This window comes from Ruegeria arenilitoris (genome assembly GCF_013035315.1).
GTDB classification, from domain to species: domain Bacteria; phylum Pseudomonadota; class Alphaproteobacteria; order Rhodobacterales; family Rhodobacteraceae; genus Ruegeria; species Ruegeria arenilitoris_D.
In genome coordinates this window covers 459,889-482,054 of record NZ_WQHP01000003.1, presented here as the reverse complement: position 1 = coordinate 482,054, position 22,166 = coordinate 459,889, and the positions used below count along the sequence as shown (strand labels likewise).

Annotated in this window: 23 protein-coding genes; 11 read left to right on the top strand and 12 right to left on the bottom strand. The window is 60.2% G+C overall.

All coding sequences use genetic code 11. The annotated features are described in order from the left end of the window. The first annotated feature begins 17 nt into the window (after positions 1 to 17). Entirely contained in the window at positions 18 to 638 is a 621-nt protein-coding gene (locus GOV53_RS09685; RefSeq protein ID WP_170465844.1) for a chloramphenicol acetyltransferase, read from the top strand. Positions 639 to 796: 158 nt separating this feature from the next. Here the strand turns inward: GOV53_RS09685 and phnF are convergent, their stop codons facing one another. Next, entirely contained in the window at positions 797 to 1,507 is a 711-nt protein-coding gene (phnF, locus tag GOV53_RS09680) for a phosphonate metabolism transcriptional regulator PhnF (protein WP_170465841.1), read from the bottom strand. A gap of 103 nt (positions 1,508 to 1,610) precedes the next feature. Between phnF and phnG the strand changes: the two genes are divergently transcribed. From phnG to phnN, 8 genes are all read left to right on the top strand, one after another. Beyond that, positions 1,611 to 2,069 (top strand): phosphonate C-P lyase system protein PhnG, encoded by a 459-nt coding sequence (gene phnG, locus GOV53_RS09675; protein ID WP_170465838.1) that lies wholly within the window; start codon positions 1,611 to 1,613, stop codon positions 2,067 to 2,069. Further along, entirely contained in the window at positions 2,069 to 2,644 is a 576-nt protein-coding gene (gene phnH, locus GOV53_RS09670) for a phosphonate C-P lyase system protein PhnH (protein ID WP_170465835.1), read from the top strand. The genes phnG and phnH overlap by 1 nt, the downstream gene beginning before the upstream one ends. Positions 2,645 to 2,647: 3 nt before the next feature. Continuing rightward, a complete protein-coding gene (locus GOV53_RS09665; protein WP_170465831.1) occupies positions 2,648 to 3,739 on the top strand; it encodes a carbon-phosphorus lyase complex subunit PhnI in 1,092 nt (363 codons plus the stop codon). Then, on the top strand, positions 3,736 to 4,332 hold the full coding sequence (locus tag GOV53_RS09660; RefSeq protein WP_170465827.1) for an HAD family hydrolase: 597 nt from the start codon (positions 3,736 to 3,738) through the stop codon (positions 4,330 to 4,332). The genes GOV53_RS09665 and GOV53_RS09660 overlap by 4 nt, the downstream gene beginning before the upstream one ends. A 248-nt stretch (positions 4,333 to 4,580) precedes the next feature. Further along, positions 4,581 to 5,441, top strand: a complete 861-nt coding sequence (locus tag GOV53_RS09655) for an alpha-D-ribose 1-methylphosphonate 5-phosphate C-P-lyase PhnJ (protein WP_170426832.1) — start codon at positions 4,581 to 4,583, stop codon at positions 5,439 to 5,441. Continuing rightward, positions 5,438 to 6,208 carry a phosphonate C-P lyase system protein PhnK gene (gene phnK, locus GOV53_RS09650; RefSeq protein WP_170465824.1) on the top strand — a complete coding sequence of 257 codons (771 nt, stop codon included), beginning with the start codon at positions 5,438 to 5,440 and terminating at the stop codon, positions 6,206 to 6,208. Before GOV53_RS09655 ends, phnK begins: the two co-directional genes overlap by 4 nt. An 11-nt stretch (positions 6,209 to 6,219) precedes the next feature. Further along, positions 6,220 to 6,903 carry a phosphonate C-P lyase system protein PhnL gene (phnL, locus tag GOV53_RS09645; protein WP_170465820.1) on the top strand — a complete coding sequence of 228 codons (684 nt, stop codon included), beginning with the start codon at positions 6,220 to 6,222 and terminating at the stop codon, positions 6,901 to 6,903. Next, complete coding sequence (gene phnN, locus GOV53_RS09640; RefSeq protein ID WP_170465817.1) at positions 6,900 to 7,448, top strand: phosphonate metabolism protein/1,5-bisphosphokinase (PRPP-forming) PhnN; 549 nt, start codon at positions 6,900 to 6,902, stop codon at positions 7,446 to 7,448. The genes phnL and phnN overlap by 4 nt, the downstream gene beginning before the upstream one ends. Here the strand turns inward: phnN and GOV53_RS09635 are convergent. Further along, complete coding sequence (locus tag GOV53_RS09635) at positions 7,430 to 8,113, bottom strand: DUF1045 domain-containing protein (RefSeq protein ID WP_170465814.1); 684 nt, start codon at positions 8,111 to 8,113, stop codon at positions 7,430 to 7,432. The genes phnN and GOV53_RS09635 overlap by 19 nt on opposite strands. 52 nt (positions 8,114 to 8,165) lie before the next feature. On the opposite strand from GOV53_RS09635, the gene GOV53_RS09630 reads away from it, so the two are divergent. Further along, positions 8,166 to 9,305 (top strand): alpha-D-ribose 1-methylphosphonate 5-triphosphate diphosphatase, encoded by a 1,140-nt coding sequence (locus tag GOV53_RS09630; RefSeq protein WP_170465811.1) that lies wholly within the window; start codon positions 8,166 to 8,168, stop codon positions 9,303 to 9,305. Here the strand turns inward: GOV53_RS09630 and GOV53_RS09625 are convergent, their stop codons facing one another. From GOV53_RS09625 to GOV53_RS09595, 7 genes are read right to left on the bottom strand one after another with little or no spacing between them, the layout of a single operon-like run. Beyond that, the gene (locus tag GOV53_RS09625; RefSeq protein ID WP_170465808.1) at positions 9,306 to 9,782 is read right to left on the bottom strand and encodes a class I SAM-dependent methyltransferase; all 477 of its coding nucleotides are present in this window, start codon (positions 9,780 to 9,782) and stop codon (positions 9,306 to 9,308) included. It lies immediately after the preceding gene. A gap of 14 nt (positions 9,783 to 9,796) precedes the next feature. Then, complete coding sequence (locus GOV53_RS09620; protein ID WP_170465805.1) at positions 9,797 to 10,552, bottom strand: polysaccharide deacetylase family protein; 756 nt, start codon at positions 10,550 to 10,552, stop codon at positions 9,797 to 9,799. Beyond that, positions 10,549 to 11,691 (bottom strand): glycosyltransferase family protein, encoded by a 1,143-nt coding sequence (locus GOV53_RS09615; protein ID WP_170465802.1) that lies wholly within the window; start codon positions 11,689 to 11,691, stop codon positions 10,549 to 10,551. The genes GOV53_RS09620 and GOV53_RS09615 overlap by 4 nt, the downstream gene beginning before the upstream one ends. After that, a complete protein-coding gene (locus tag GOV53_RS09610) occupies positions 11,688 to 12,272 on the bottom strand; it encodes a histidine phosphatase family protein (protein ID WP_170465798.1) in 585 nt (194 codons plus the stop codon). The genes GOV53_RS09615 and GOV53_RS09610 overlap by 4 nt, the downstream gene beginning before the upstream one ends. After that, a complete protein-coding gene (locus GOV53_RS09605; RefSeq protein WP_170465795.1) occupies positions 12,269 to 13,345 on the bottom strand; it encodes a glycosyltransferase family 4 protein in 1,077 nt (358 codons plus the stop codon). Before GOV53_RS09605 ends, GOV53_RS09610 begins: the two co-directional genes overlap by 4 nt. Beyond that, positions 13,345 to 14,592, bottom strand: a complete 1,248-nt coding sequence (locus tag GOV53_RS09600; protein ID WP_170465793.1) for a glycosyltransferase family 4 protein — start codon at positions 14,590 to 14,592, stop codon at positions 13,345 to 13,347. The genes GOV53_RS09605 and GOV53_RS09600 overlap by 1 nt, the downstream gene beginning before the upstream one ends. Next, a complete protein-coding gene (locus tag GOV53_RS09595) occupies positions 14,589 to 15,803 on the bottom strand; it encodes a glycosyltransferase family protein (protein WP_170465790.1) in 1,215 nt (404 codons plus the stop codon). Before GOV53_RS09595 ends, GOV53_RS09600 begins: the two co-directional genes overlap by 4 nt. 358 nt (positions 15,804 to 16,161) lie before the next feature. On the opposite strand from GOV53_RS09595, the gene GOV53_RS09590 reads away from it, so the two are divergent. Continuing rightward, positions 16,162 to 18,543, top strand: coding sequence for a mechanosensitive ion channel family protein (locus GOV53_RS09590; protein ID WP_170465788.1), 2,382 nt, complete (start codon positions 16,162 to 16,164; stop codon positions 18,541 to 18,543). An 88-nt stretch (positions 18,544 to 18,631) separates the two neighbouring features. On the opposite strand, the gene GOV53_RS09585 is transcribed toward GOV53_RS09590, so the two are convergent. The 3 genes from GOV53_RS09585 to GOV53_RS09575 are packed head-to-tail and all read right to left on the bottom strand — an operon-like array spanning position 18,632 to position 22,163. Then, positions 18,632 to 19,987, bottom strand: a complete 1,356-nt coding sequence (locus GOV53_RS09585) for a CoA transferase (protein WP_170465785.1) — start codon at positions 19,985 to 19,987, stop codon at positions 18,632 to 18,634. After that, entirely contained in the window at positions 19,984 to 21,138 is a 1,155-nt protein-coding gene (locus tag GOV53_RS09580) for an ABC transporter permease (protein ID WP_170465783.1), read from the bottom strand. Before GOV53_RS09580 ends, GOV53_RS09585 begins: the two co-directional genes overlap by 4 nt. Beyond that, entirely contained in the window at positions 21,135 to 22,163 is a 1,029-nt protein-coding gene (locus tag GOV53_RS09575; protein WP_170426816.1) for an ABC transporter permease, read from the bottom strand. Before GOV53_RS09575 ends, GOV53_RS09580 begins: the two co-directional genes overlap by 4 nt. Positions 22,164 to 22,166 lie beyond the last annotated feature (3 nt).

The following is a 22,166-nucleotide window of genomic DNA, read 5'->3' as shown; positions in this document are numbered from 1 at the left end:
TTAAGGACATAAAGACCATGCCACGACTGCGCTCCGATCAGCCGTTTATTCATCCTGATTGCAGCATCACCAATAGTTCGTTTGGTGCATTCGTTGAAATCGGTGCGGGAACACGTGTGGCGAATTCAGAGTTCGGGGACTATACCTATTGCGACCGGACCTGTGACATTGCGAATGCCCGGATCGGAAAATTCGCCAACATAGCAAGCTTCTCGCGGATTGGTGCAACGGATCATCCGATGGAGAAGGCTTCGCTGCACCATTTTCTGTACCGCTCGGCGGATTACTGGGACGACGCCGAGGACGATGCCGAATGGTTCGAACATCGCGCAAGCCGCGTGATTGTGATCGGCCACGACACATGGATCGGACATGCGGCGATCATCAAGCCCGAAGTCACCATTGGCCACGGCGCAGTGATCACTTCGGGTGCGATCGTCATCAAAGATGTTGCGCCTTATACCATTGTCGGCGGTGTGACAGCTGCACCCATCCGTGACCGATATTCACCCGGGGTAGCCGAGCGCATGATAGAATTGGCTTGGTGGGAATGGGACAATGCCCGATTGCGAGCTGCTCTGCCGGATTTTCGTGCGCTATCTGCTGAGGCGTTTCTGGAAAAATACGAAACAGCCTGAGCGGTAGGCCAGCTAGATCTCCCGCGCCCGCGTCCGCATCGGCTTTGCCGATACGGTCTGGCGACCTTGGGCCCGGCGCCGCGCTGTGCGCGGCGCTACGCCCAACGGGATGAGACCTCCGTCAGGAGGTCGAAGACGGGCGGGAGGGGTCCTGTCACTTAGTCTTCGTTCAGGGTCAACGTCACACGGTCGCCGGCAAAGACAGTCCGTCCAAACTCGACGGGCAGTCCGTCCGGGTCAGCGTTTATGCCTACGGAAAACAACACCGGTGCGCCTTCGGTTATTCGTAGGTGCAGCGCTTGGGTCGCGGTTGCCGCGCGCGCGGTCAGGCGTGTTGAAACACGTGTGTAATCCTCTACTCCGCATCGCTGCAGAGCTTTGGTTACAGATTGGGTGTCCGACAAAGCGTCAAGGATTTCTGGCAGGCGAGCCGCTGGAAAAACACTTTGAAACAGGCCAATGGGCTGCCCGTCCGCCAAAGACAACCCGTCATAGACATGCACCTGATCGCCTGTATTGATCTGCAGCGCCTCAGCTTCGGCTTGATCTGCCGCGCGGGTCGTCAGGGTCAGAATCTTCTTTCCGGGAATCTTGCCGCTGGCTGAGATACTCTTGTGATACCGGACGCGTTTGCCGATTGCGTAATCAGTCGGTTGAGCAGCCACGAAAACTCCGGCTCCTCGTCTGGCATGGACCAAACCCTGTTCGGCCAGATCAGACAGGGCGCGCCGAACTGTGTGTCGGTTAACCCCGTGTTTGGCCGCCAACTGTGCCTCGGTCGGCAGGCGATCTCCGGTCGTGTACCGGCCTTCGGCGATGTCCGATGTTAGGCTTAGCGCGATGCCCTTCCAGACGGGTGTTTTTTTCATGTCATCAAAACTTCACAGGTATGCGGATTGCGAGTCACCGCGTTGGGGTGTAATATTTGTCTAGTTGTATAGTTAAAGTAGACAACCCGGCCAAGAGGCTTTGATGGCAGAACACACAAATATTTCCACCGCGGCGCGGCAGAATTGGATGGGGCTTTTGGCGCGTGCGCCAGAGGGTGATTTGATGGCGCTTTGGGCCCGGTACGAAGCGCAGCCTGGCTTTGAGTGGCTGCGCAATCCCGAAGTCGGCGGCGTGATGGTGCGTGGGCGGACCGGTGGCACGGGCGCTCCGTTCAACCTGGGCGAAATGACAGTTACCCGCTGTTCTCTGGTGCTTGAGGACGGAACGGTTGGGCACAGCTATGTGCAGGGCCGGTCCAAATCCAAGGCAGAGGCTGCGGCGTTGATAGATGCGCTCATGCAGACGTCGGCAGCAGAAGCGGTGCGTGATCAAGTGATCGCGCCGCTCAAAGAACAGATGCTGACCGAAAAAACGGACCGTGCCGCCAAAGCTGCGGCCACTAAGGTCGAGTTCTTCACCATGGTTCGGGGAGAGGATTGATGACCGCACAATCCCAGTTTTCGGGCGGGTTCCAAAACGCTCCGGTTCAGGCGGCTCACGCATTTCGCGCCGCAATGACCGTTATGGCCCGACCCGGTGAAATACGCACATTGGCCGGGGGCGAAGCGCCGCAACCCTTGTCAGTTGCAGCAGGAACGCTGCTGCTGACGTTGTGCGATCCGGATACCAAAGTTCACCTGGCTGGCGCTGCCAACACAGAGGCGGTGCGTGAATGGCTGAGCTTTCACACCGGCGCGCAGCTTTCGGCAGCGTCCGAAGCTGATTTTGCAGTTGGCACCTGGTCCGAGCTGGGGCCACTCGGCGCATACCGTATTGGCACCTCGGAATACCCCGACCGGTCGGCGACGCTGATCGTTGAATGCGATGTTTTGCAACAAGCCGGGGCGCAATTGCGGGGGCCGGGGATCAAGGACACTGCGCACTTGTCCTTGCCGGATATCCCGGCGCTACAGGCCAACGCGGCGTTGTACCCGTTGGGGTGTGACTTCTTTTTTACCTGCGGCGACCAAGTGGCAGCCCTGCCACGCAGCACGCAGATCAGTGCGGAGGCCTAGGCGATGTACGTAGCAGTCAAAGGTGGCGAAAAGGCAATCGGGAACGCGCATGCCTGGTTGGCAGAAGAACGGCGCGGTCCAACGGATATCGCCGAACTCAGCCTTGCCCAGATCCGCGAGCAGTTGGGCCTTGCAGTGAACCGCGTGATGGCCGAGGGGTCTCTGTATGACCCCGATCTTGCAGCGCTTGCCATCAAACAAGCACGTGGCGATTTGATCGAGGCGATCTTTCTGATCCGGGCTTATCGCACGACCCTGCCGCGATTTGGCTATTCGAGCCCGGTTGAAACCGGTGAGATGGCTTGTGATCGCCGCATCTCGGCCACGTTCAAGGATGCGCCTGGCGGACAGGTTCTGGGGCCGACATTCGACTACACGCACCGTCTGTTGGACTTCAAATTGGCTGCAGAGGGTGAGGTTCCAACCGCACCCGCAGGGCAGCCTCGCACTGAGGCCACGCCCCATATCACCGAATTCCTCAAGGGTGAGGACATCATTCAGGATGAGCCAGCCAGTGACGATACCCCGGGTGATCTGACGCGCGAACCGATGGAGTTTCCCTCGACGCGGCCTTTGCGCCTGCAATCCCTGACCAGAGGGGATGAGGGGTTTGTGCTGGGCATGGCCTATTCGACGCAGCGCGGCTACGCCCGCAACCACGCCTTTGTGGGCGAGTTGCGGATCGGCAAGGTCGCAGTTGAGATGGATATCCCTGAACTGGGCTTTGCCATCGACATCGGCGAGGTTGAGCTGACCGAATGCGAAACGGTTAACCAGTTCAAAGGCTCAAAAACCGAACCGCCGCAATTCACGCGTGGGTACGGTTTGGTCTTTGGTCAGTCTGAACGAAAATCCATCGCCATGGCGCTGGTCGACCGTGCGTTGCGTTGGGAGGAATTGGGCGAGGACAATCTGGGTGCCCCGGCGCAGGACGAAGAGTTCGTTCTCAGCCACGCGGACAACATTCAGGCCACCGGGTTCCTAGAGCATATCAAACTGCCGCATTATGTGGATTTCCAGTCCGAGCTGGAACTGGTCCGCAAACTGCGCCGTGAAGCGGAAGAGCGGATCACTCTGAAGGAGGCGGCAGAATGAAGGCTGTCGTCTTTGATATCGGCGGCGTGCTGATCGACTGGCAGCCTCATTTGGCCTGGGTCGAGGCGCTTGGGTCTGAGGATGCCGCACACGCGTTTATCGAACGCACCGGGTTTCGCGAACGCAATGCCCGCGGCGACAATGGCGAGCGCTTTGCCGATATGGCGAAAGAGCTGGACGATCCGCAGGATCAATCCCTGTTCGCAGCCTATGTCGAGCTTTACACCCGTACCGTTGAAACCCCGATCCACGGGACTTGGGACGTGCTGGACCAGCTCAAGGCGCAGGGTATTCCGGTCCATGCGATCACAAACTGGTCGGCGGAAACCTGGCCCGAAGGGCTAAAGGTCCATCCCCGGTTGGGGGAGGTCTTCGGAACGCTAGTCGTGTCCGGGCAAGAAGGCGTGATGAAACCAGACGCGCGCATTTTCGAAATGCTCTGCGAACGGGCAGCGATCGCACCGCAGGACTGTGTTTTCATCGACGACGGTTTGCACAACGTCCAAGGCGCACAGGCGGTGGGCATGGATGGTATCCATTTCACCTCGCCACAAGCGTTGGAAGCCGCACTGTCTGAGTGGGGTTTCCTATGATCCGGAACACATGCCCGAGCGCACAATCCCGGCCGATCAACCCACGGGGTGTTGCCGATTTTACTCGCCTGGCGGGTCTACGCAGGATCCGATCGAACTCCATTCACCGCTGGGATCCCGCTTTAGCGCGCGATGCCGTCGCTTCGCATGACGAGAGTGCAAGAAAAGATAAAACAAAAGCGCCAATAACAGCGCACCTAACCAAAATACGTCCACAAATACACCAAAAAACAAAGTGATACATCAAAATGAATGAGTATAACTTCGCATATTTGGACGAACAAACCAAGCGAATGATCCGTCGTGCCATTCTGAAAGGGCTGGCGGTGCCCGGATATCAGGTCCCATTTGCCAGCCGCGAAATGCCGATGCCTTATGGTTGGGGCACTGGCGGAGTGCAGGTTTCGGCCGCGACGTTGACGCCTGACGACACGTTCAAAGTGATCGATCAGGGCGCAGACGACACCACCAATGCGGTGTCGATCCGCAAGTTCTTTGAGAACACCGCAGGCGTTGAGACAACCGAGGAAACAGAGAAGGCGACGGTCATCCAGACCCGCCACCGTATCCCCGAGGCAAAGCTGCGCGAGGATCAGATCATCGTCTATCAGGTGCCGATCCCGGAACCCCTGCGCTTTTTGGAGCCGCGTGAGACAGAGACCCGCAAGATGCACAGCCTTGAAGAGTACGGGTTGATGCATGTGAAGCTGTATGAGGACATCAGCCAGCACGGGGCGATCTCGACCGCGTACGCCTATCCGGTGATGGTATCCGACCGTTACGTGATGGACCCGTCTCCGATTCCGAAATTCGACAACCCAAAGCTTGAGATGGACGCAATCCAGCTGTTTGGCGCGGGGCGGGAACAACGCATTTACGCAGTGCCACCGCACACCAAGGTCGTCAGCCTGGATTTCGAAGACTATCCCTTCGAGGCTACGAAGGCAGACCATCCCTGTGACCTGTGCGGGGCCGAAGACAGCTATCTGGACGAAGTCATCATGGATGATGCAGGCAACCGGATGTTTGTCTGCTCGGACACCGATTATTGCCGGTCGCGCCGCGAGGCAGGCCACAAGGGCCGACTGGCCGAGGAGAACGCAGCATGACCCCTCTGTTGCAGGTCAAAGGCATCGAAAAGCGTTATGGCGCGCGGATCGGGTGCATAGATGTGAGTTTCGATCTCTACCCCGGTGAGGTGATGGGGATCGTGGGCGAAAGTGGCTCGGGCAAATCGACCCTGTTGAACTGCATGGCCGGTCATCTGGAACCGGATGCTGGGCAGGTTATCTTTGATACCCGCGCCGAAGGGCCGGTCGACACGGTGACCATGTCCGAACCTGAACGCCGGATGCTCAGCCGAACGGACTGGGCGTTTGTGCACCAGCACGCGCGCGACGGTCTGCGCATGTCGGTCAGCGCCGGTGGGAATATTGGCGAACGCCTGATGGCCGTGGGTGATCGCCACTACGGGGATATACGGGATCGCGCCATTGACTGGCTGGGCCGAGTCGAGATTGAGGAGTCGCGTGTCGATGATCGCCCCTCGGCGTTTTCCGGCGGGATGCAGCAGCGCTTGCAGATCGCGCGCAATCTGGTGACGGGTCCGCGTTTGGTGTTCATGGATGAGCCAACGGGTGGTCTGGACGTCTCGGTTCAAGCCCGTCTTTTGGATCTGCTGCGCGGTCTGGTCCGCGAGATGGGGCTGAGCGCGATTATCGTCACGCATGATCTGGCCGTTGTGCGCCTGTTGGCGGATCGGCTGATGGTTATGAAGGACGGCCATGTGGTCGAGGCCGGGCTGACCGATCAGGTTCTGGACGACCCACAACACGCCTACACGCAATTGCTGGTTTCCAGCGTTCTGCAAGTCTGAAGGTGAAGACGATGATTGAACTCAAAGATGTCAGCAAAAGCTTCACTCTGCACAATCAGGGCAGCGCGGTAATACCGGTGATGGAGGGTGCCTCGTTGAACGTCGCGCCCGGTGAGTGTGTCGCTCTGACTGGGGCTTCGGGCGCAGGGAAATCGACGCTGATGCGTGTGATCTACGGCAACTATCTGGCGGCGTCCGGGCAGGTCTTGGTGGGTGATCTGGACGTTGCCAAGGCTGAACCGCGCGAAATCCTGGCGCTGCGGCGTGAGACATTGGGTTATGTCAGTCAGTTCCTGCGCGTGGTGCCCAGGGTGCCCACGCTGGAAGTGGTGGCCGAACCGTTGCTGGCCGTCGGGTGTGAAAAACAGGCAGCGCTGGACAAGGCCGCGGGCTTACTGGCGCGCCTGAACATTCCCGAGCGGTTGTGGACGCTTAGCCCGACGACCTTTTCGGGCGGTGAGCAGCAGCGCGTCAACATTGCGCGCGGATTTGCGCATGAATACCCCGCGATGCTGTTGGATGAACCGACCGCCTCCTTGGACGCTCAGAACCGGGAAACGGTGTTGTCTCTGATCGAAGAGGCGAAAGCGCGCGGTGCGGCCATCGTCGGCATTTTCCACGACATCGAAGCACGCGCTCGTGTCTGTGATCGTGAGATCGACGTATCCGCATTCACTCCGGGACTGGCCGCATGAGCCTTGCGCCGGTCATAGCGGTTGTCGGCCCGTCCGGTGTCGGCAAGGACAGCGTCATGGAGGCGCTTGTCGCACGGGTGCCCGGTATACACCGGGTGCGCCGTGTGATCACCCGCCCCGAGGGCGAAGAGGGCGAAGATTTCGATCGGGTATCGGTTGAAACCTTCGAGCAGATGGCGCTGGACGGCGCCTTTGCGCTGCATTGGACGGCACATGGGTTGCAGTATGGCGTGCCAGTAGACATCGAAGAACTGCGACGCACGGCGGATGCTGTTCTGGTTAACCTGTCCCGCTCGGTCCTGCGTCGGGCGCAGGACGTCTTTGGCGATCTGATCGTGATCTCTCTGACCGCAGACCCAAAGGTTCTGGCGCAACGCCTGTCAGCGCGCGGGCGCGAAAGCGCCAACGAACAGGCACGGCGTCTTGGGCGGGGCAGCCTGCCGCTGTCGGACGGGCTGAACCGGGTGATCGAGGTTGATAACTCAGGGGCCTTGGATGCCACGATTGACGCGATCCTCGCCGCGCTTCAACCAGAAAGGGCGTAACGTTGGATCAGGTGAAACCGTCCATCCCCGGCCTCGCCCATCAGCGCCAGATCATTGATGGCAAACGGGCTGGGCAGCAGCGGTACCAGTTGCGCGTCCAGGGTGGCCTCGACCGTTGCCAGTGTGGGCTTGTCCAGCTTGCCACTGAGGGTGATGTGAAAGCGGAATGTGTCCAACACGTAGGGATAGCCCCAGCGGGTCAGGTTGGCGTCCTGTTCCGGCGTCAGGCCCGCGGCGCGGCGACGTTCCAGCTCGGCCGCAGGGGCAGGGGCGCGAAAGCTGTCCAACTCGCGCACACAGGCCGCTGCAAGCGCGTTCAGGCCGGCCGTGTCGCCCCGAGGGCGCAGCGCCAGAAACCGGCCAAGCCGCGCGATGTCCAAACCGTCGAGCGTGACGGTGGACTGCGTTGCAGCCAAACGTTCACAAGCCAAACGCAGATCAGCCAGCGACTGACCGTCATTCAGGCGAAACGGCGGCTTCATCGTCGCGTGAAGCCCGTACTTGCGCGGCACCTGCGTTACGGCGGCGACGTCGAGGCCCTCAATATCCGGGTGAGCAATCTCTGCCCCCGCTTCCATGTCCCAACCCAGCCACCGGGTCGCAAATTTCGTCCATTCGGCCTTGGCCGGTGGCGCAAAATAGATCGCGTATCGCGTGAATGTCACATTGGCCTCCTATGCGTGGCCTTCCCAATAGCTCAAAATTTGTGAAGTTCAGATGACAGAAGAAATGATACTTGCCAATGCCACACTTGTTCTTCCGGATGAGACGGTTACCGGCAGCGTTCACATCGTCGGAGAAACCATTGCTGAAGTCGCAACCGGCCCTGTCGTGCCAGCAGGCGCGATAGACTGCGAAGGCGATTACGTTTGCCCCGGCCTGGTCGAGCTTCACACAGATAATCTTGAGCGTCACATCCAGCCGCGGCCCAAGGTCGACTGGCCCCATTCTGCGGCCATTCTCGCACACGATGCGGAACTGGCCAGCACCGGGATCACCACCGTTTTCGATGCGATGCGCATCGGCTCGATCCCTTCGGGCAGCCGGTACAAGAAATATGCGCGCGGCCTGTCGAAAGAGCTGTGGGATCTGCGCGAACAGGACGCCTTGAAAATCAGCCACTTTCTGCACCTGCGGGCCGAGGTGTGCTCGGAAACGTTGGTGGACGAATTGGATGAGTTCGGACCCGAAGACCGGGTTGGCCTTGTATCACTGATGGATCATACGCCGGGACAGCGCCAGTTTCGCGATATGACGCAGCTGGAAGCCTACATGAAGGGCAAGCACGGGATGAACGATGATGAGTTCCTGCAGCATGTAGCGACGCTCAAGGCGCTGCGGAACCGGTTCGGCGACAAGCACGAGGTTGAAACCGTCAAAGCCGCCAGCCGCTTTGGTGCGATGCTGGCAAGCCATGACGATACGACCGAAGGGCAGGTACGCGTCTCTGCAGGCCACGGCATAACACTGGCCGAGTTTCCAACGACCGTTGAGGCCGCGCGGGCCTGCCATGATCATGGGATCAAGGTGATGATGGGTGCGCCAAACGTTATTCGCGGCGGGTCGCATTCCGGCAATGTCGCCGCGCATGAGCTAGCTGAGTTGGGCCATCTTGATATTCTGTCTTCGGATTACGTTCCGTCGGCGCTGCTGTTGTCCGCCGCGCGACTGGGAGAGATGTGGGGCGATTTTGCCCGAGGCTTGAAAACCGTGACAAAGACCCCGGCCGAGGTTGTCGGGCTGGATGATCGAGGTGAGCTCCGCGCGGGCGCGCGCGCAGATGTCATCCGGTTCCGTATGCGTGAGGGCGCGCCTGCACTGAACGGTGTATGGTCGTGCGGACGCCGCGTCGCCTGATCAGGCCCTGTAGAACAAGTAACGGTCCGGTGCGATGGTGTCCGGGCCGTTGATTTGGTCAAACCCAACCAGGGGCTGACCCGAGATCAGCAGCCCACCGGGCAACATCACTTCCGCGATCAGGGGGCTAAGCCGGGCGGCCTCGGCCACATCCTCTTCCTTGACGCCGCGCCCGAAATCATAATGCGCCAACGCGATCTTCGGTCCACCCTCGGCCAGCCGCTGCAGCATCGGTTCAGCCTCGCCCTGCAGAAAATCCTCTGCCGGAGGTGTGCTGGACGGATGGCATTGCAACACACGGTCCATGACCCAAATTCTGCGATCCGGCAGGATTTCCCGCAGGTGGTCATAGGTGCGCCCGTTTCCAAGGCCCATGTCCAACAAATCGCCAGGCATATCGGCGATCTGTTCGACCGACCAGTTCAGACCGTCGCGTTGGGCGGTCAGGCGGCGCAGCATGGAATCCAGTCGGCTCATTCAGATCTCCGTTTTCATTTGGCTGTTGGGGCTGACCAGACAACGCTGGGCCCGTCCAGAAGTCTTATCAGCAGGTCCTGGGTAAAGGTCCAGATGTCCTCATCATGGACCAGGTGATGGGTCAGGACGCCGAAGGGCTCGGCGTTATCCGCGCGACCTTCCCGGCGGTCTTTCAAAAGCTGCGCGGTCTTGGCAATCAGCATATCCGGGTCAGCCAACCCGCGCGACCCGCGCCAATCGATCGGGTCGAGGTGGGTGTTGACCTGTTCCAGCCCGGGGGCCGCCTGCGCGCTGGATCGCGGAGTGGCGGTCGACAGGATGCGATAGCCTGCGCTGGGCAGCTCTTTCACCACTTCGGGCGCGATACGGTTCCAGGGCGGCACGAACATTGGGCACAATCGGTTCCCAAACAGCGCCTGAAGGCGTGACATGCCGGATTGGGCGTCGTGCAGGATGTCAGCCATGGGTCGGTGCAGTCGAAACTCGGATTTCTTCTCACCTTGCGGAGCGTGGTTCTGATGCGCCCAGCCGTGTACGACCGGGATCAGGTGTGATCGCGCGCTGACATAGTCAGCCAGGCTGGCTTCGGCCTCTCGCGGAATGATGGCCAGATGAACCGGCGCGCCGAGGCCCTCGGACATAGCCGACAGCCGCTCTAGCTGCGGTGTTGGTGAAACCGCATCATCATCGCGCCACCACAGCGGCAGGATCAAACCTTGCTGACGCCAAAGCGCCAATTCATCGGTCAAGATGTTCCAATCGGCCATCATCCTCGCCGCTCCAAAAGGTCCTTGGCGATCCGAACGGATTGCACAGCGCCATCAAAGCCTTGATCCGAAACCTCGCGCGGCCCGGCAGAGATGACGCGATCAACGGCCCGGGCCAGCATCTCGCCGTTCAAGTCTTTGCTTGGGATCACATCGATGGCAGGCATTTCTGCAAGAGTACGTGCGCGCAGGCTCTGTTCAACTTCGTTGCCGTCATCGAAGGGAATGAAAACCGCTGGTGTACCGCTTTGCAGAAGGTCCAGCGCGGTGTTGTAGCCGCACATGCTGACCGAGGCCGCCGCATGCGGCAACATCTGCCGGAAATCCGGACGTACCGTTTCCAACGTGACCGGAGCATCCGCCGAAAGCTGTCGAAGTTCATCAATGCGCGCTTTGGCATCCTGTCCGCCCACCAACAGGCGCCAGCGCCTGTTGGGCATCTTTCGGGCGGCCTCAACGGCGGCCCGAAAGATCGGCTGCCCGACTGAACCGCCACCTGCGCTGACCAGGACCTCGTCCTTACCGGTCGCGTCCTTATGCGGGACCGGGGCGGGAGGAGCCACAAAGCCGGAATAGCAAAGCCGCTGCGCCAATTGGTCGGAAACGGGCCAACTGATGTTCAATGGCACGACGTCTTGATCCGCGTGGACAAGAATACCGTCATAATAACCCATCACGATCTCTTCGGCGCGCTCTGCCTTTGAGGGTTTGGATGGTGGCGCCAGAATGTCTCGGATCGATCCCAAAACCACCGGGCGTGGACGTAGGGCTTGGGCGGCATCCAGCGCGGCCAAAAACTCTGCCGCCAGGGAACGACGGCCAAACGGAAAAAGTTCGGTGATCAGAATGTCCGGTGCAAAACTGCGCACGGCCTCGACCAGCGCGATCTTGCGAGCCGTCAGATAGGCCTCATCCGCCACCGATCCGTCTTGTGTCAGCAGGCGCGTGAAATTGGTGCCATCCGAACGTAGCGGTGGTAGGCCCAACAGAGTCATTCCGGTGCTGTCCAGTTGCGGTGCCGGCATCCCGCCTGAGACGACAAACGTCTCGTGACCCTCCGCCACAAAGGCCCGACCCAGCGTCAAAGCACGGCTCAGGTGGCCGGTGCCCAGCAAATGGGTGACAACGATCATGACCTTCATTCCGGGGTCTCCTGCCGGAGCAAACGGATCGGCTCTGGTTGCGCGCGGAAGCTTTCCAGATCGATGACATACAGCCGGTTGCGTTTGATTTTGAACGGTGCTTCGCCCTCAAAATCCCAACCCCAGGCCCCTGCCAGTATGACGCGCATGATACCGATGTGGCAGACGGCGACCGTGTCGCCTTGCAGCGCACCCAGCCAGGGTTGCAGCCGGGCCCGAACCTCGGCCGGGCTTTCTCCGTTCGGTGGGCGATAATCCCAGCCCCAATCCTCGATATGACGGTAACCGCTACCTGTATCCGCGATCAGATCAACACCGCGCAGACCTTCCCAATCCCCCCAGTTCATTTCGGTGAGGGCCTCGGCGACCATGGGCTCTTGTCCTGCGACCAGCCGTGCTGTTTCGCTGGCGCGCTGCAAAGGGCTGGACCAGAGCGCCGCCTTGTCCCACGGCGCGGGCAGTTCATAACCGGCCAGTTCGGCGCGGGCGTCGTCGTCCAAGGGAATATCGCTGCGCCCCTGAATGCGGCCCGCGCGGTTCCAATGGGTGTGACCATGGCGCAAAAGGGCAAGTCGGCTCATGCGGTGCCTCCGATCAGGGGTCGTGCCGCCCGCCAGAACCTTTCGGTTGCGGTGGGCATGAGGTGGCGGTCAGTTACATAGGCGCACGCCTTCGCCCCAATCGACCGGCGCAGGGCGGGATCATCCAACAGGGTTTGTAACCGCGTAGCAAACCCTTTGGCCCCACTGTCAACGGACGGATAGTCGGTCGGAGCCAGTACATCGCGGACCCCCGGTCTGTCTTGCGCCAAGACGGGGACCCCGCTTGCCTGCGCTTCCAGATAGACCATGCCATACGCCTCATTCACGCCAGGCCAGACCATGATAGACGCGTTCGCGTATACTTCTTGCAAGGCGTCGCGGTCTAACTGGCCAAGAAATTGGACCTTTGCGTCGAATGGCGCCATCAATGCTTCGACATCGGCCCTCGCCGGCCCATTGCCCGCGATGCTCAGGGCCCAGTCGCCGGTCAAATACGACAGGGCCTGCGCCAGCACATGGTACGAAGCCAACTTGTCGCCTTGCCGCATCATTCCCACGGTCAGCATGGGCCCGTTGCCCGAAGAGGCGGGTGGCAGCGTTGTGATCGGCAGAAACGGCGGTAATTCGACCAGGTCCTGATTGCCATATCGCTCACGCTTCAGCGTGATCAGATCGTTGGCGGTATGGTAAAAAATAACGGCCGCCGCATCGCAGGCGTCATGCGCGGATTGAGCAAACCCGGACCATGGACCATTCAACCGGCTGGTGGCCCGAGTGCTTTCAAGTTGGACATACGGTATGCCACGTGCGGCACAAACTTTGGGGCCCAAAAGGTCCGGTGCCTTGTAGTAATTGTGGTAAGTCACCCACAGATCGGTGTCGGCAGGCATTTCTGCGATCAACCGCTGCGCTTCGGCCTCGGCTGCAGCGCGCAGGTTCTGCTGCACCTCAGCATCCCCGGCTTTGTCGTAGATGCGCAGTTGCGAGATCAGATCGACCTGATCGCCTTGCGCCCCAATGGCTCGGATCAGGTTGCGCGCCATTTCTCTGTCGCCCGACGGCACCGGGCTGTCCGGAGATTTCATCGGCGAGAAAAAGGCGACGCGGACCATCAGTCTTTGCTCGCCCCCAACGCGCTAAGCCGTTTGGACAGCAGGGCAATGCCCGGATCCATGCGGAAATCAGCCAGCAAGCGGGTGCGGGCCGCGTTTGCCATGGCTGTCGCGCGATCCGGGTTGGTGGCCATCTCGGTAATCGCCTCGGCCAGCGCGGCCGGGTTGTCATCGGACAACAGCCCATGCGTGCCGGTGTCGATAAACTCTGGGATGGCCGAAACAGGTGTCGACAGGATTGGCAGCAGCTGAGACGCGGCCTCCATCAACACATTCGGCAGCCCGTCGCGGTCCCCGTCCGCCGCGATGCGGCTAGGCAGGACAAACAGGTCCGATGCGCGCATAGCGGCGATCACGTCGGGTTGGTCGCAAGCTCCGCGCCAAGTGATCCGATCCGCGATACCAGCGGCCTCGGCTCTGTCGCTCAGCGCTTCGGCCAGAGTACCGCCACCGATATGGGTCCAGTGCCAGTCCAAGCTTGTCGGAAGCATGGTAAGAGCATCGATCAGGCGGTCGAAGCCCTTTTTCTCGACCAAACGACCGACCGATAGCATGTGAAACGGCCCATCCGGAGTGCGGGCCATACGGTTTGGCGGCTCAGGAAAACGGTTCAGGTCCAGCCCGTGATAGATCAGATCAATCCGCGCGGGATCGTCTGCCAGACTGCGCAGGTGCTCGGCCCCTATCGCGGTACAGGTCGCTCCGAAGGCTGCCCCGTGAGTGCTGGCCTTCAGTTTCTCGGTCTTTTCCCAATCGGGTGAGGTCCAGATGTCCTTGGCATGGGCCGAAAAGCTCCACGGAAGGCCGCGCATGATGGCGGCATAGCGTGCAACCGAGGACGGGGTGTGCATGAAATGCGCGTACATCACCCTTGTTTCCGAGGACAATTCAGCCGCCAGAACGCATGCCTGCCCAAACCGACGGATGCGATTATGTGTCGGGTCGCGACGTAGATCCGCGCGCCACACTTTGTAGGCTTCGGAATAGCCGGGCAGGGACTGCGCGACGCTGCGCGCCGCCCAGACACGCTGAGGCTCTTGGTACAGATATTCCGGCAGGTAATGCACCTGTCCCTTGAACCGGTCGTGCAGCGGGTGGCGTTTGACGTCCGTCGGGTGCCGCAGAGACCAGATGTCGAACCGGTGACCTGCATCCTGCAAGGCGACCAATTCCTGCGCGATAAACGTCTCGGACAGGCGCGGCCAACCTTTGACCAGCACCGCGAGCTTGGGGTGTTTGGAAGTCATCCGGTGGCCCGTTCCCGTTCTCCACCAAGCAGCGCGTCGACGCGGCTTGTAACATAATCCAGCCCGTCCAGCAGACCTTCGCTAATCGCTTGCGAGGGCAGAGCTTGATGCGGCAGGTTGCGGATGGCGCTGATCATGGCATCGGCTGTCAGCCCGTCGCGGTTTTCGTCCAGCATCCGCACCAGCCCCAGATCCTCGGCCCGCGAGGCGCGGATCCATTGCTCAAGCCTTGGTGTCGTGCGCGGGACGATGACGGCGCGTTTGTCAAAGGACAGCACCTCGCAAAAGGTGTTGTAACCGCCCATGCAGACGACGCCCGCGGCGCCTGCAAACAGGGTTTCGATCTGCGATTCAAATCCAACCGCCGTGACCCGGCCGTTCAGCGCCGCAACGCGGGCTTCGAATTCGTCGCGCTGTTCACCCGCAAGGAAGGGGCCGTACACCAGAACGGCCCGTGGTGACAAAGTGGGGTCTTGTTCGTAGGCGGACAGAACCAGGTTCACCATCGCTTTGCCGTCGCCACCGCCACCAGGCGTGATCAGGATGTAAGGTTGCTCCGGCGGCTCTCCGACGGGTCCCAGATCACGGCGCAGATACCCTGTCCAGTGGATCCGCGACTGTGCGGCTGCGCTGAGGGGCAGGCCCCTGGTCGGATCATAGATCGAGCGCAGCCCGTAGACCCAGATTTCGTCATAGAATTTCTCGGTCGCTTCGATGGCTTCTTTGCGCGCCCACTCGGCGGCCAGAACGTCGGGCTCGTCCAGAACGTCGCGCAGACCCAAAACGATCTTGGTGCGGCGGGTACGCACCATGCTTTCCAGTGTCGGTATCAGTTCGCCGCGAAAACCTGTGGGTTCCTTGTCGACGATCAGAACGTCTGGGTCGAATTGCTGAACGGAAGTCTGGATCAGGCCCGCGCGCAACTCGGTGACCTCTTCGATCCCCATGCCAATCGTTTGCGATGCATAAGATCCGTCGGCTCGTTTGGTCACACCGGGCAGGCGCACGTGGTCCACACGGCGCGGAAATGTGAAACGACCGGCAACGGGCGAACCCGTCAGGATCAGTGCCGACGCAGAAGGGTCAGCCTGTGTAATTGCACTTGCCAAGGCCCTGGACCTGCGCAAATGGCCCAAGCCGAACGTATCGTGGCTGTAGAACAGAATGCGCGGCGCACGGCCGGTTGTTTCTTCTTGTCTTTTCAGGCTCATGCTTTCGCCTATTTCACTGTCTTGGTGCAACTCCGCGCGCTTGCACCTGTATCGTATATATTTTTTCCGGCTGCGAGCAAAATCACGGATGTAAACCAGGCTGTCTCGACCTGCGACGCATTTAACCGTGGGTTCCCCGGTCGCGCCCTGTTCTACATCAAATTGTCAGTTTACCCGCTTTGTTGACCGTGTTTGCCCGGTCATATTCCGTTTTTTCCAGGTTGCAAACACTTCGTTTCCAAGCATGGTGCCAGGAACACGCCGTGACACGATATTGCGACGTCAGGGGTTGAGTGTTTGAACCGGCCAGAAGGCTTCGATACTCTGCCTTGCGAAGAATGAATTGGAAGAAAACCGGATGAAACGCACATTTCTGGTCGGATTAACGCTGATACTATGGTCCCTTACCCTGGCGCTGGTGGGTGGGGCCGCAGCACAGACCTCGCTTATTCCGGGCTATCCCTCGGGTTCAAGCAGCAGTTCTGAACCAACCAGTGACAGCGACCTTGCTGCGGCGATCCGGACCGCAACGGAGTCTGGTGCCAGCGTCATCGTCATCGACAGTACCGGGCAGATCGTATCCACCGGAGGACAAGGCGCGACACCGGGACCCGAAGGCCCGTCGGACCCGATGGGCGACGGTTCGCAGTTGATGAAGGCGCAGGAGCGGTTTTCCAAGTTTCGCGAGTCTATGAATTCGCGGCTCGAGGCGCTGCCCTATTCGATCTTTGAAGTTCAGTACATTCTGCGCCAGACCAGCCCGGATGGGCGTATACAGACCTATGTCGAAGTTCTGTTCTGGAACATCCTGTTTCTGTTGATCGGTCGGTGGTTGTCGATCGAGATTTACGGCAAACGCATCGCCAAGGGCTTTGTCGTCGCCCGATCCAAAGAAAACCCGCAGGGCTATCGCGAGAAGATGCCGTTCCTGGTGTTCCGCTTCTTCATGGGGATCGGAGCCACGATCTTTGCGATGCTGATGGCGCTGATCGTAGGTTTCCTTTTCTTCGGAGAAGCCGAAGACATCTCAATCCAGTTCACGGTCACCGCCATTTTCACGGCTTTTTTCTTGTCGCGCACTGTCTCCGACCTGTGGCGGATGGTGCTGTCCCCGTACCTTAGCCAATATCGCCTGCCGCCCTTTTCAGATCGCGACGCAAAACGGCTGTACATCTGGGCATCCGCGTTGGCCACATATGACATTACCGTTGTGCTGTTTGCCACCTGGGTCGCGGATTTCGGGCTCAACTATAACGTCTACGCCATGGTCTATGGCAGTCTGACGATGCTGGGTGCGTTGGGCAATGTCCTGATGATCCTGTTCAACGCACGCGCCATTTCCAACGCCATTCGTGGCGGTCGGACCCCGGATCAGGTGTCATGGATTCTGCGCTTTATCTCGTTCGCCTGGGCGCCGGTATTGATCCTGTACATGGTGTTCAGTTGGTTCAAGCTCGCGGTCGACCTCGTGCTGGAAAACCAGAACTCGATCCCGATTGTGGCCAGCAGCTACGCCATCTTCATGTCGGTCGTGGTTGCCTATGGTGCGATGAACTACCTGCTCGAGCGGTATTTCGATCGCAACCGGCAGATGGTCGAGTTGAATGCAAGCCCGGAAGACGCTGAAGGCGACGCCGAGGAAGAGGTGATTGAGACCCCACAGGCTGAAATGCGCAAGCATTCCATCGTGACTTACGAAGACCTGGCGCGTCGGGTCGCGGGTATTCTGGCTTTTGTCGTCGGTCTCTATGCGCTGGTGGTTATCTGGAACCCGGACGCCAGCTGGAGCGAGGACCTGCCGATTGAACGTGCGCTAGACGTTATGGTGATCCTGTTCATTGGATACGTCCTGTTCAATTTCTTCCGCATCTGGATCGACTCGAAAATCGCGCAGGAAATCGACGATGGCGGCGGTGAGGCCGAGTTGGGCGACGAAGGCGGGGAAGGCGGACAGAGCCGGCTTGCGACCCTGCTGCCGCTGTTCCGCGGGGCCATTCTGGCGTTGGTCGTTGTCACAATTGCCCTGATTGCCCTGATGGAGCTGGGCATCAATGTCAGCCCGCTGTTTGCCGGTGCCGGCGTCGTCGGTCTGGCCGTGGGCTTCGGTTCGCAAACGCTGGTGCGGGACATATTTTCGGGCGCGTTCTTCCTGATGGATGACGCGTTCCGCAAGGGTGAGTACATCGACATCGGGGATGTGAAGGGAACGGTCGAAAAGATCTCGGTCCGGTCATTCCAGCTGCGGCACCATCTGGGTGCGCTGAACACGATCCCCTTTGGTGAGATCAAGGTGCTGACCAACTACTCCCGCGATTGGGTGATCATGAAACTGCCCTTGCGGGTGACCTACGACACGGATGTCGAGAAGGTGCGCAAGCTGATCAAGAAGCTGGGGCAGGAGTTGCTGAGCGATCCGGTGATCGGAGACAACTTTATCCAGCCGCTGAAATCGCAGGGCGTGATCGAGATGCAGGATTCTGCGATGATCATTCGGGTCAAGTTCATGACCAAACCGGGCGATCAATGGCTGGTGCGCAAGAAAGTGTACCAGGAAATTCGCGAGCTGTTCGCGCGGGAAGGTATCAAGTTCGCCCACCGCGAGGTCACGGTACGCCTTGCGGATGGCAAAGAAGCCGAGGATCTGACGCCAAAGCAGCGTGAGGCCGTGACTGGTGCAGTTCAGGCGGCAATTGACGAGGATTATCTGGACGACATCGGACCGGGCGGCGACGATCGCTAGGGGGCGCTCCCGCCCCTTTGGGTGACGTCTCTGACGAGACGTCACCCAAAGCGTTTGGCCGGGCCGCGCGTGCCGCGCGGCGGTTGGTTCAGCCGTTCAGCGATGGCCAAGCGGGGGGCGAAGTGCCAAGCTTTGACGCGGGTCGGTCCCAAACCATCTTGGCCGCACCCACGGACAAAGCCGGTTTCAGGCGATGACCAGGACCCCAGCCCGAGGCCTCGGGGTTGGTATCGTAGTCGGCTGGCATCGCGCCGGAAATGCTCTCTTGCGTTTCAGACTTGCTGAGAACGGCTAGAAGTTCGGCTGTGCGCGCCAGGGAAAGTTGGCCCAACATGATGGGATTTCCCAGTGCAGCCTCGGCCATGGCAGAGAGGGCGGCCGCGGCCATCAGGTAGCCGGTCGCGTGATCCAGTGCTTGCACCGGCAGGGGCGTGGGTTTATCCGCCTTCGCCCAATCCCGGCCCGCATCGGCGATCCCGGCGCTCATCTGTACAAGGCTGTCGAACCCGCGTCGGTTGGCCCATGGGCCCTGCCAGCCGTAAGCATCCAGCGTGACCTCGACCCGGTTCGGGGCAAGTTCATCGCGCTTGGCTTTGGTCAGCCCCAGCCCGTCCAGTGCGCCGGGGCGATAGCCATGGATGAAGACGTCGGCTTGCGAAAGCAGGTCTTGCAGCTTTTCGAGTCCGACCGACGATTTCAGGTCAAGGTAGGCGCAGGATTTACCAAGTGAGATATCTGGGATAACGCCGGGCTCGTCCCAACCGGGGGGATCGACACGCAGGACCTCGGCGCCGAACCCGGCCAGAGTGCGGGTCGAGACTGGACCTGCCAGCACACGCGTCAGGTCGAGGACGCGCAACCCTGCCAGCGGACGCGTTGCCGAGGCCTCAGGCCGGTCGCGCAGTTTGATCTGGCGCGGGCTGTGCCATCCGATGAGCGGATCGCGGGAAATGGCGCGGCCCTGAGGATGGTCCAGCCAATCTGACCGGCTGCGCATGGCCGCAGCTACGCCCCCTTGAGCGACGACCGCAGATTCCAGTTCGCTTGCGGCCCATGTGCGTACTGCTTGCGCCACCAGTGTCCGGTCCGCCGTGACCTCGAGCACTTTCAACGCCGCGGCCCGGTGGCGCGGCAGGTTGGTGTGCAACCTGATCCAGCCGTCGGCGGTTTGGTAGTCCCCTGCGACCGCGTCCCAAAGGCTTGGCATTTCCCATCCGTCAGGTTTGAAGGAAAACCCGTACCAAAGTGAGGCCAGCTTGTGATCTACCGTGGCCGCAGGCATTTCAGACGATAGGTTGAGGGCTGCTGTCAACCGAGCCAGTTCCTGTCCGACCGCGCCGAAGGTGGCTGTCGCCAATTCGGATACGGCAAACGCGCTGGATAGGGCGCCTTTGCCAGTTGTCCGGTAACTGTCGGTAGCGGGCAGGGCGGACAGCAGGCTCATTGCTGATACGGGTCGAGGCTGTCGCGTAACCCATCCCCCAGGAAGTTGAAGGCCAGCACCACGACGATGATCGGCAGCATTGGGATGGCTGTCCACGGGTAGATCTCGATTGAGGCGAGGTTCTGCGCGTCATTCAGCATCACACCCCAACTGACCGCCGGAGCCCGCAGGCCGAGGCCCAGGAAGCTGAGCGCGGTTTCCCCAAGGATCATCGCCGGGATCGACAAGGTGGCCGAGGCGATCAGGTGCGACATGAAATTCGGCAGCAGGTGTTTGCGGATCACGCGACCCGAGCTTGCGCCCATCATCTCGGCGGCGCGGACGTATTCCTCTTCCCGCAGCGACAGGAATTTGGCGCGTACGGAACGTGCCAAACCGGGCCAATCAAGTATCCCGAGAATGATCGAGATGATGAAGAACACTGCGACCGGGCTCCAATTTGATGGAACAGCGGCAGAAAGAGCCAGCCAAAGTGGCAGTTCCGGCAGGGATCGCAGAATTTCGATCACACGGTTGATGACCCAGTCGATCTTGCCCCCAAAGTAGCCGGCCATAGACCCGAACAGGATACCCAGGAAGAACGACACAGAAATCCCGATCAGGCCAACGGTCAGAGACAGCTGCGCGCCGTAAAGAATTCGGCTGAACACGTCGCGCCCAAGGCGATCCGAGCCCCAAAGGAACAGGGTCGCCCCTTCGGGCGCGCAGAACAGGTGCGTGTCAGACTTGATCAACCCGGCCAGCCGGTACTCGGACCCCTCACAGAAAAAACGAATAGGGCGGGGGTCTTCGGTATCGGGCACGAATTTCCACTGGAACGTCTCAAGATCGGCCTCGGCGACGATCGGATAGACATAGGGGCCAATGAACTTGCCTTCATGGAACCAGATGACGCTCTGGGGTGGGGCATAGAGGTGTTCGCCGTTCCGTTCATTCGGACCGTAGGGTGCGATGAACCCTGCAAAGGGCAACATCAGGTAGCACAGCAGCAGGAATACCCCCGAGATCAGACCCAGCTTGTGGGTTCTGAACTTGCGCCAGACCAACAGCCAGTTGGGTGCGTCGAGATCGGCGCGTTCAACCTGTTGGAGCGAGGCATCGGGATCGAAAGGAGCGTCGTCGACAAAGCGACCGTCTGGATGTTTGGTCATGCTTCACGCCCCTCGTAGCGAATGCGCGGGTCTAGCATGACCAGCAGAATATCAGAGATCATGGTGCCGATCAGGGTCAGTAAGGCCACGAACATCAGGATGAACGCCGAAAGGAATTGATCCTGCGTCTTCAGCGCGGTCAGCAGGGTCGGACCAATGGTCTGAAGGCCCAGAACCACCGAAACCAGAACCGAGCCAGACACCATCGAGGGCAGCAGGTTTCCGATATCGGCCACAAACGGGTTGAAGGCGACGCGCAGCGGGTATTTCGTCAGCATCCGTGACGGGGCCATACCCTTGGCGATGGCGGTTTCGACGTAGGGCTTGCCCAGCTCATCCAGCATGTTGGCACGCAGACGCTGCATCATGGCCGACGCACCCGAAGTGCCGATGACAAATGTCGGAACGATCAGGTGCACGAGAATGGACTTCAGCTTTTCCCAACTCATCGGCTGGCCTTCGAAAGACGGGTCCATCAGGCCGCCAATGGGCAGGTCGAAATAGCGGTGACCGTAATAGAACAGGATCAGCGCCAGCAGGAAGTTCGGTGTTGCCAGACCCAGATAGCCCACAAAGGCCGAGGTATAGTCGATCCACGTCCGCGACCGGGCCGCCGCAATCACACCCAAGGGCAGCGCGACCGCGTAGACGAACAAAATAGCCGCCAAGTTCACGACAACAGTCAGCCACAGCGTATCACCCACGATTTCGGCCACGGGGCGGTCGAATTCAAAGGACCAACCATAGTTGCCCTGTAGCAGGCCCTCGAACCCGTGCGGACCGGGCCAGAAACCCATCCAGATCAGGTACTGCTCCCAGATCGGGCGGTCCAAGGCGTATTCCGTGCGCAGAAACTCGGCTTTGGCCACGCCGGCAGATTGGCCTGAGGCCTGAAGCTCTGCGATCTGGTTGCTGAGATAGTCGCCGGGCGGCAGGTTGATGATCACAAAGATCAGTACCGACACCACCAGCAAAGTCAGCAGCATCGTGAAAAAGCGATACACCGCATAGCGCAGCATGACCATTTA

Excerpts from the sequence above, each read along its gene's own strand:
- GOV53_RS09685 (WP_170465844.1), top strand. The coding sequence starts at position 18 with ATGCCACGACTGCGCTCCGATCAGCCGTTTATTCATCCTGATTGCAGC.
- phnF (WP_170465841.1), bottom strand. The coding sequence starts at position 1,507 with ATGAAAAAAACACCCGTCTGGAAGGGCATCGCGCTAAGCCTAACATCG.
- phnG (WP_170465838.1), top strand. The coding sequence starts at position 1,611 with ATGGCAGAACACACAAATATTTCCACCGCGGCGCGGCAGAATTGGATG.
- phnH (WP_170465835.1), top strand. The coding sequence starts at position 2,069 with ATGACCGCACAATCCCAGTTTTCGGGCGGGTTCCAAAACGCTCCGGTT.
- GOV53_RS09665 (WP_170465831.1), top strand. The coding sequence starts at position 2,648 with ATGTACGTAGCAGTCAAAGGTGGCGAAAAGGCAATCGGGAACGCGCAT.
- GOV53_RS09660 (WP_170465827.1), top strand. The coding sequence starts at position 3,736 with ATGAAGGCTGTCGTCTTTGATATCGGCGGCGTGCTGATCGACTGGCAG.
- GOV53_RS09655 (WP_170426832.1), top strand. The coding sequence starts at position 4,581 with ATGAATGAGTATAACTTCGCATATTTGGACGAACAAACCAAGCGAATG.
- phnK (WP_170465824.1), top strand. The coding sequence starts at position 5,438 with ATGACCCCTCTGTTGCAGGTCAAAGGCATCGAAAAGCGTTATGGCGCG.
- phnL (WP_170465820.1), top strand. The coding sequence starts at position 6,220 with ATGATTGAACTCAAAGATGTCAGCAAAAGCTTCACTCTGCACAATCAG.
- phnN (WP_170465817.1), top strand. The coding sequence starts at position 6,900 with ATGAGCCTTGCGCCGGTCATAGCGGTTGTCGGCCCGTCCGGTGTCGGC.
- GOV53_RS09630 (WP_170465811.1), top strand. The coding sequence starts at position 8,166 with ATGACAGAAGAAATGATACTTGCCAATGCCACACTTGTTCTTCCGGAT.
- GOV53_RS09625 (WP_170465808.1), bottom strand. The coding sequence starts at position 9,782 with ATGAGCCGACTGGATTCCATGCTGCGCCGCCTGACCGCCCAACGCGAC.
- GOV53_RS09620 (WP_170465805.1), bottom strand. The coding sequence starts at position 10,552 with ATGATGGCCGATTGGAACATCTTGACCGATGAATTGGCGCTTTGGCGT.
- GOV53_RS09615 (WP_170465802.1), bottom strand. The coding sequence starts at position 11,691 with ATGAAGGTCATGATCGTTGTCACCCATTTGCTGGGCACCGGCCACCTG.
- GOV53_RS09610 (WP_170465798.1), bottom strand. The coding sequence starts at position 12,272 with ATGAGCCGACTTGCCCTTTTGCGCCATGGTCACACCCATTGGAACCGC.
- GOV53_RS09605 (WP_170465795.1), bottom strand. The coding sequence starts at position 13,345 with ATGGTCCGCGTCGCCTTTTTCTCGCCGATGAAATCTCCGGACAGCCCG.
- GOV53_RS09600 (WP_170465793.1), bottom strand. The coding sequence starts at position 14,592 with ATGACTTCCAAACACCCCAAGCTCGCGGTGCTGGTCAAAGGTTGGCCG.
- GOV53_RS09595 (WP_170465790.1), bottom strand. The coding sequence starts at position 15,803 with ATGAGCCTGAAAAGACAAGAAGAAACAACCGGCCGTGCGCCGCGCATT.
- GOV53_RS09590 (WP_170465788.1), top strand. The coding sequence starts at position 16,162 with ATGAAACGCACATTTCTGGTCGGATTAACGCTGATACTATGGTCCCTT.
- GOV53_RS09585 (WP_170465785.1), bottom strand. The coding sequence starts at position 19,987 with ATGAGCCTGCTGTCCGCCCTGCCCGCTACCGACAGTTACCGGACAACT.
- GOV53_RS09580 (WP_170465783.1), bottom strand. The coding sequence starts at position 21,138 with ATGACCAAACATCCAGACGGTCGCTTTGTCGACGACGCTCCTTTCGAT.
- GOV53_RS09575 (WP_170426816.1), bottom strand. The coding sequence starts at position 22,163 with ATGGTCATGCTGCGCTATGCGGTGTATCGCTTTTTCACGATGCTGCTG.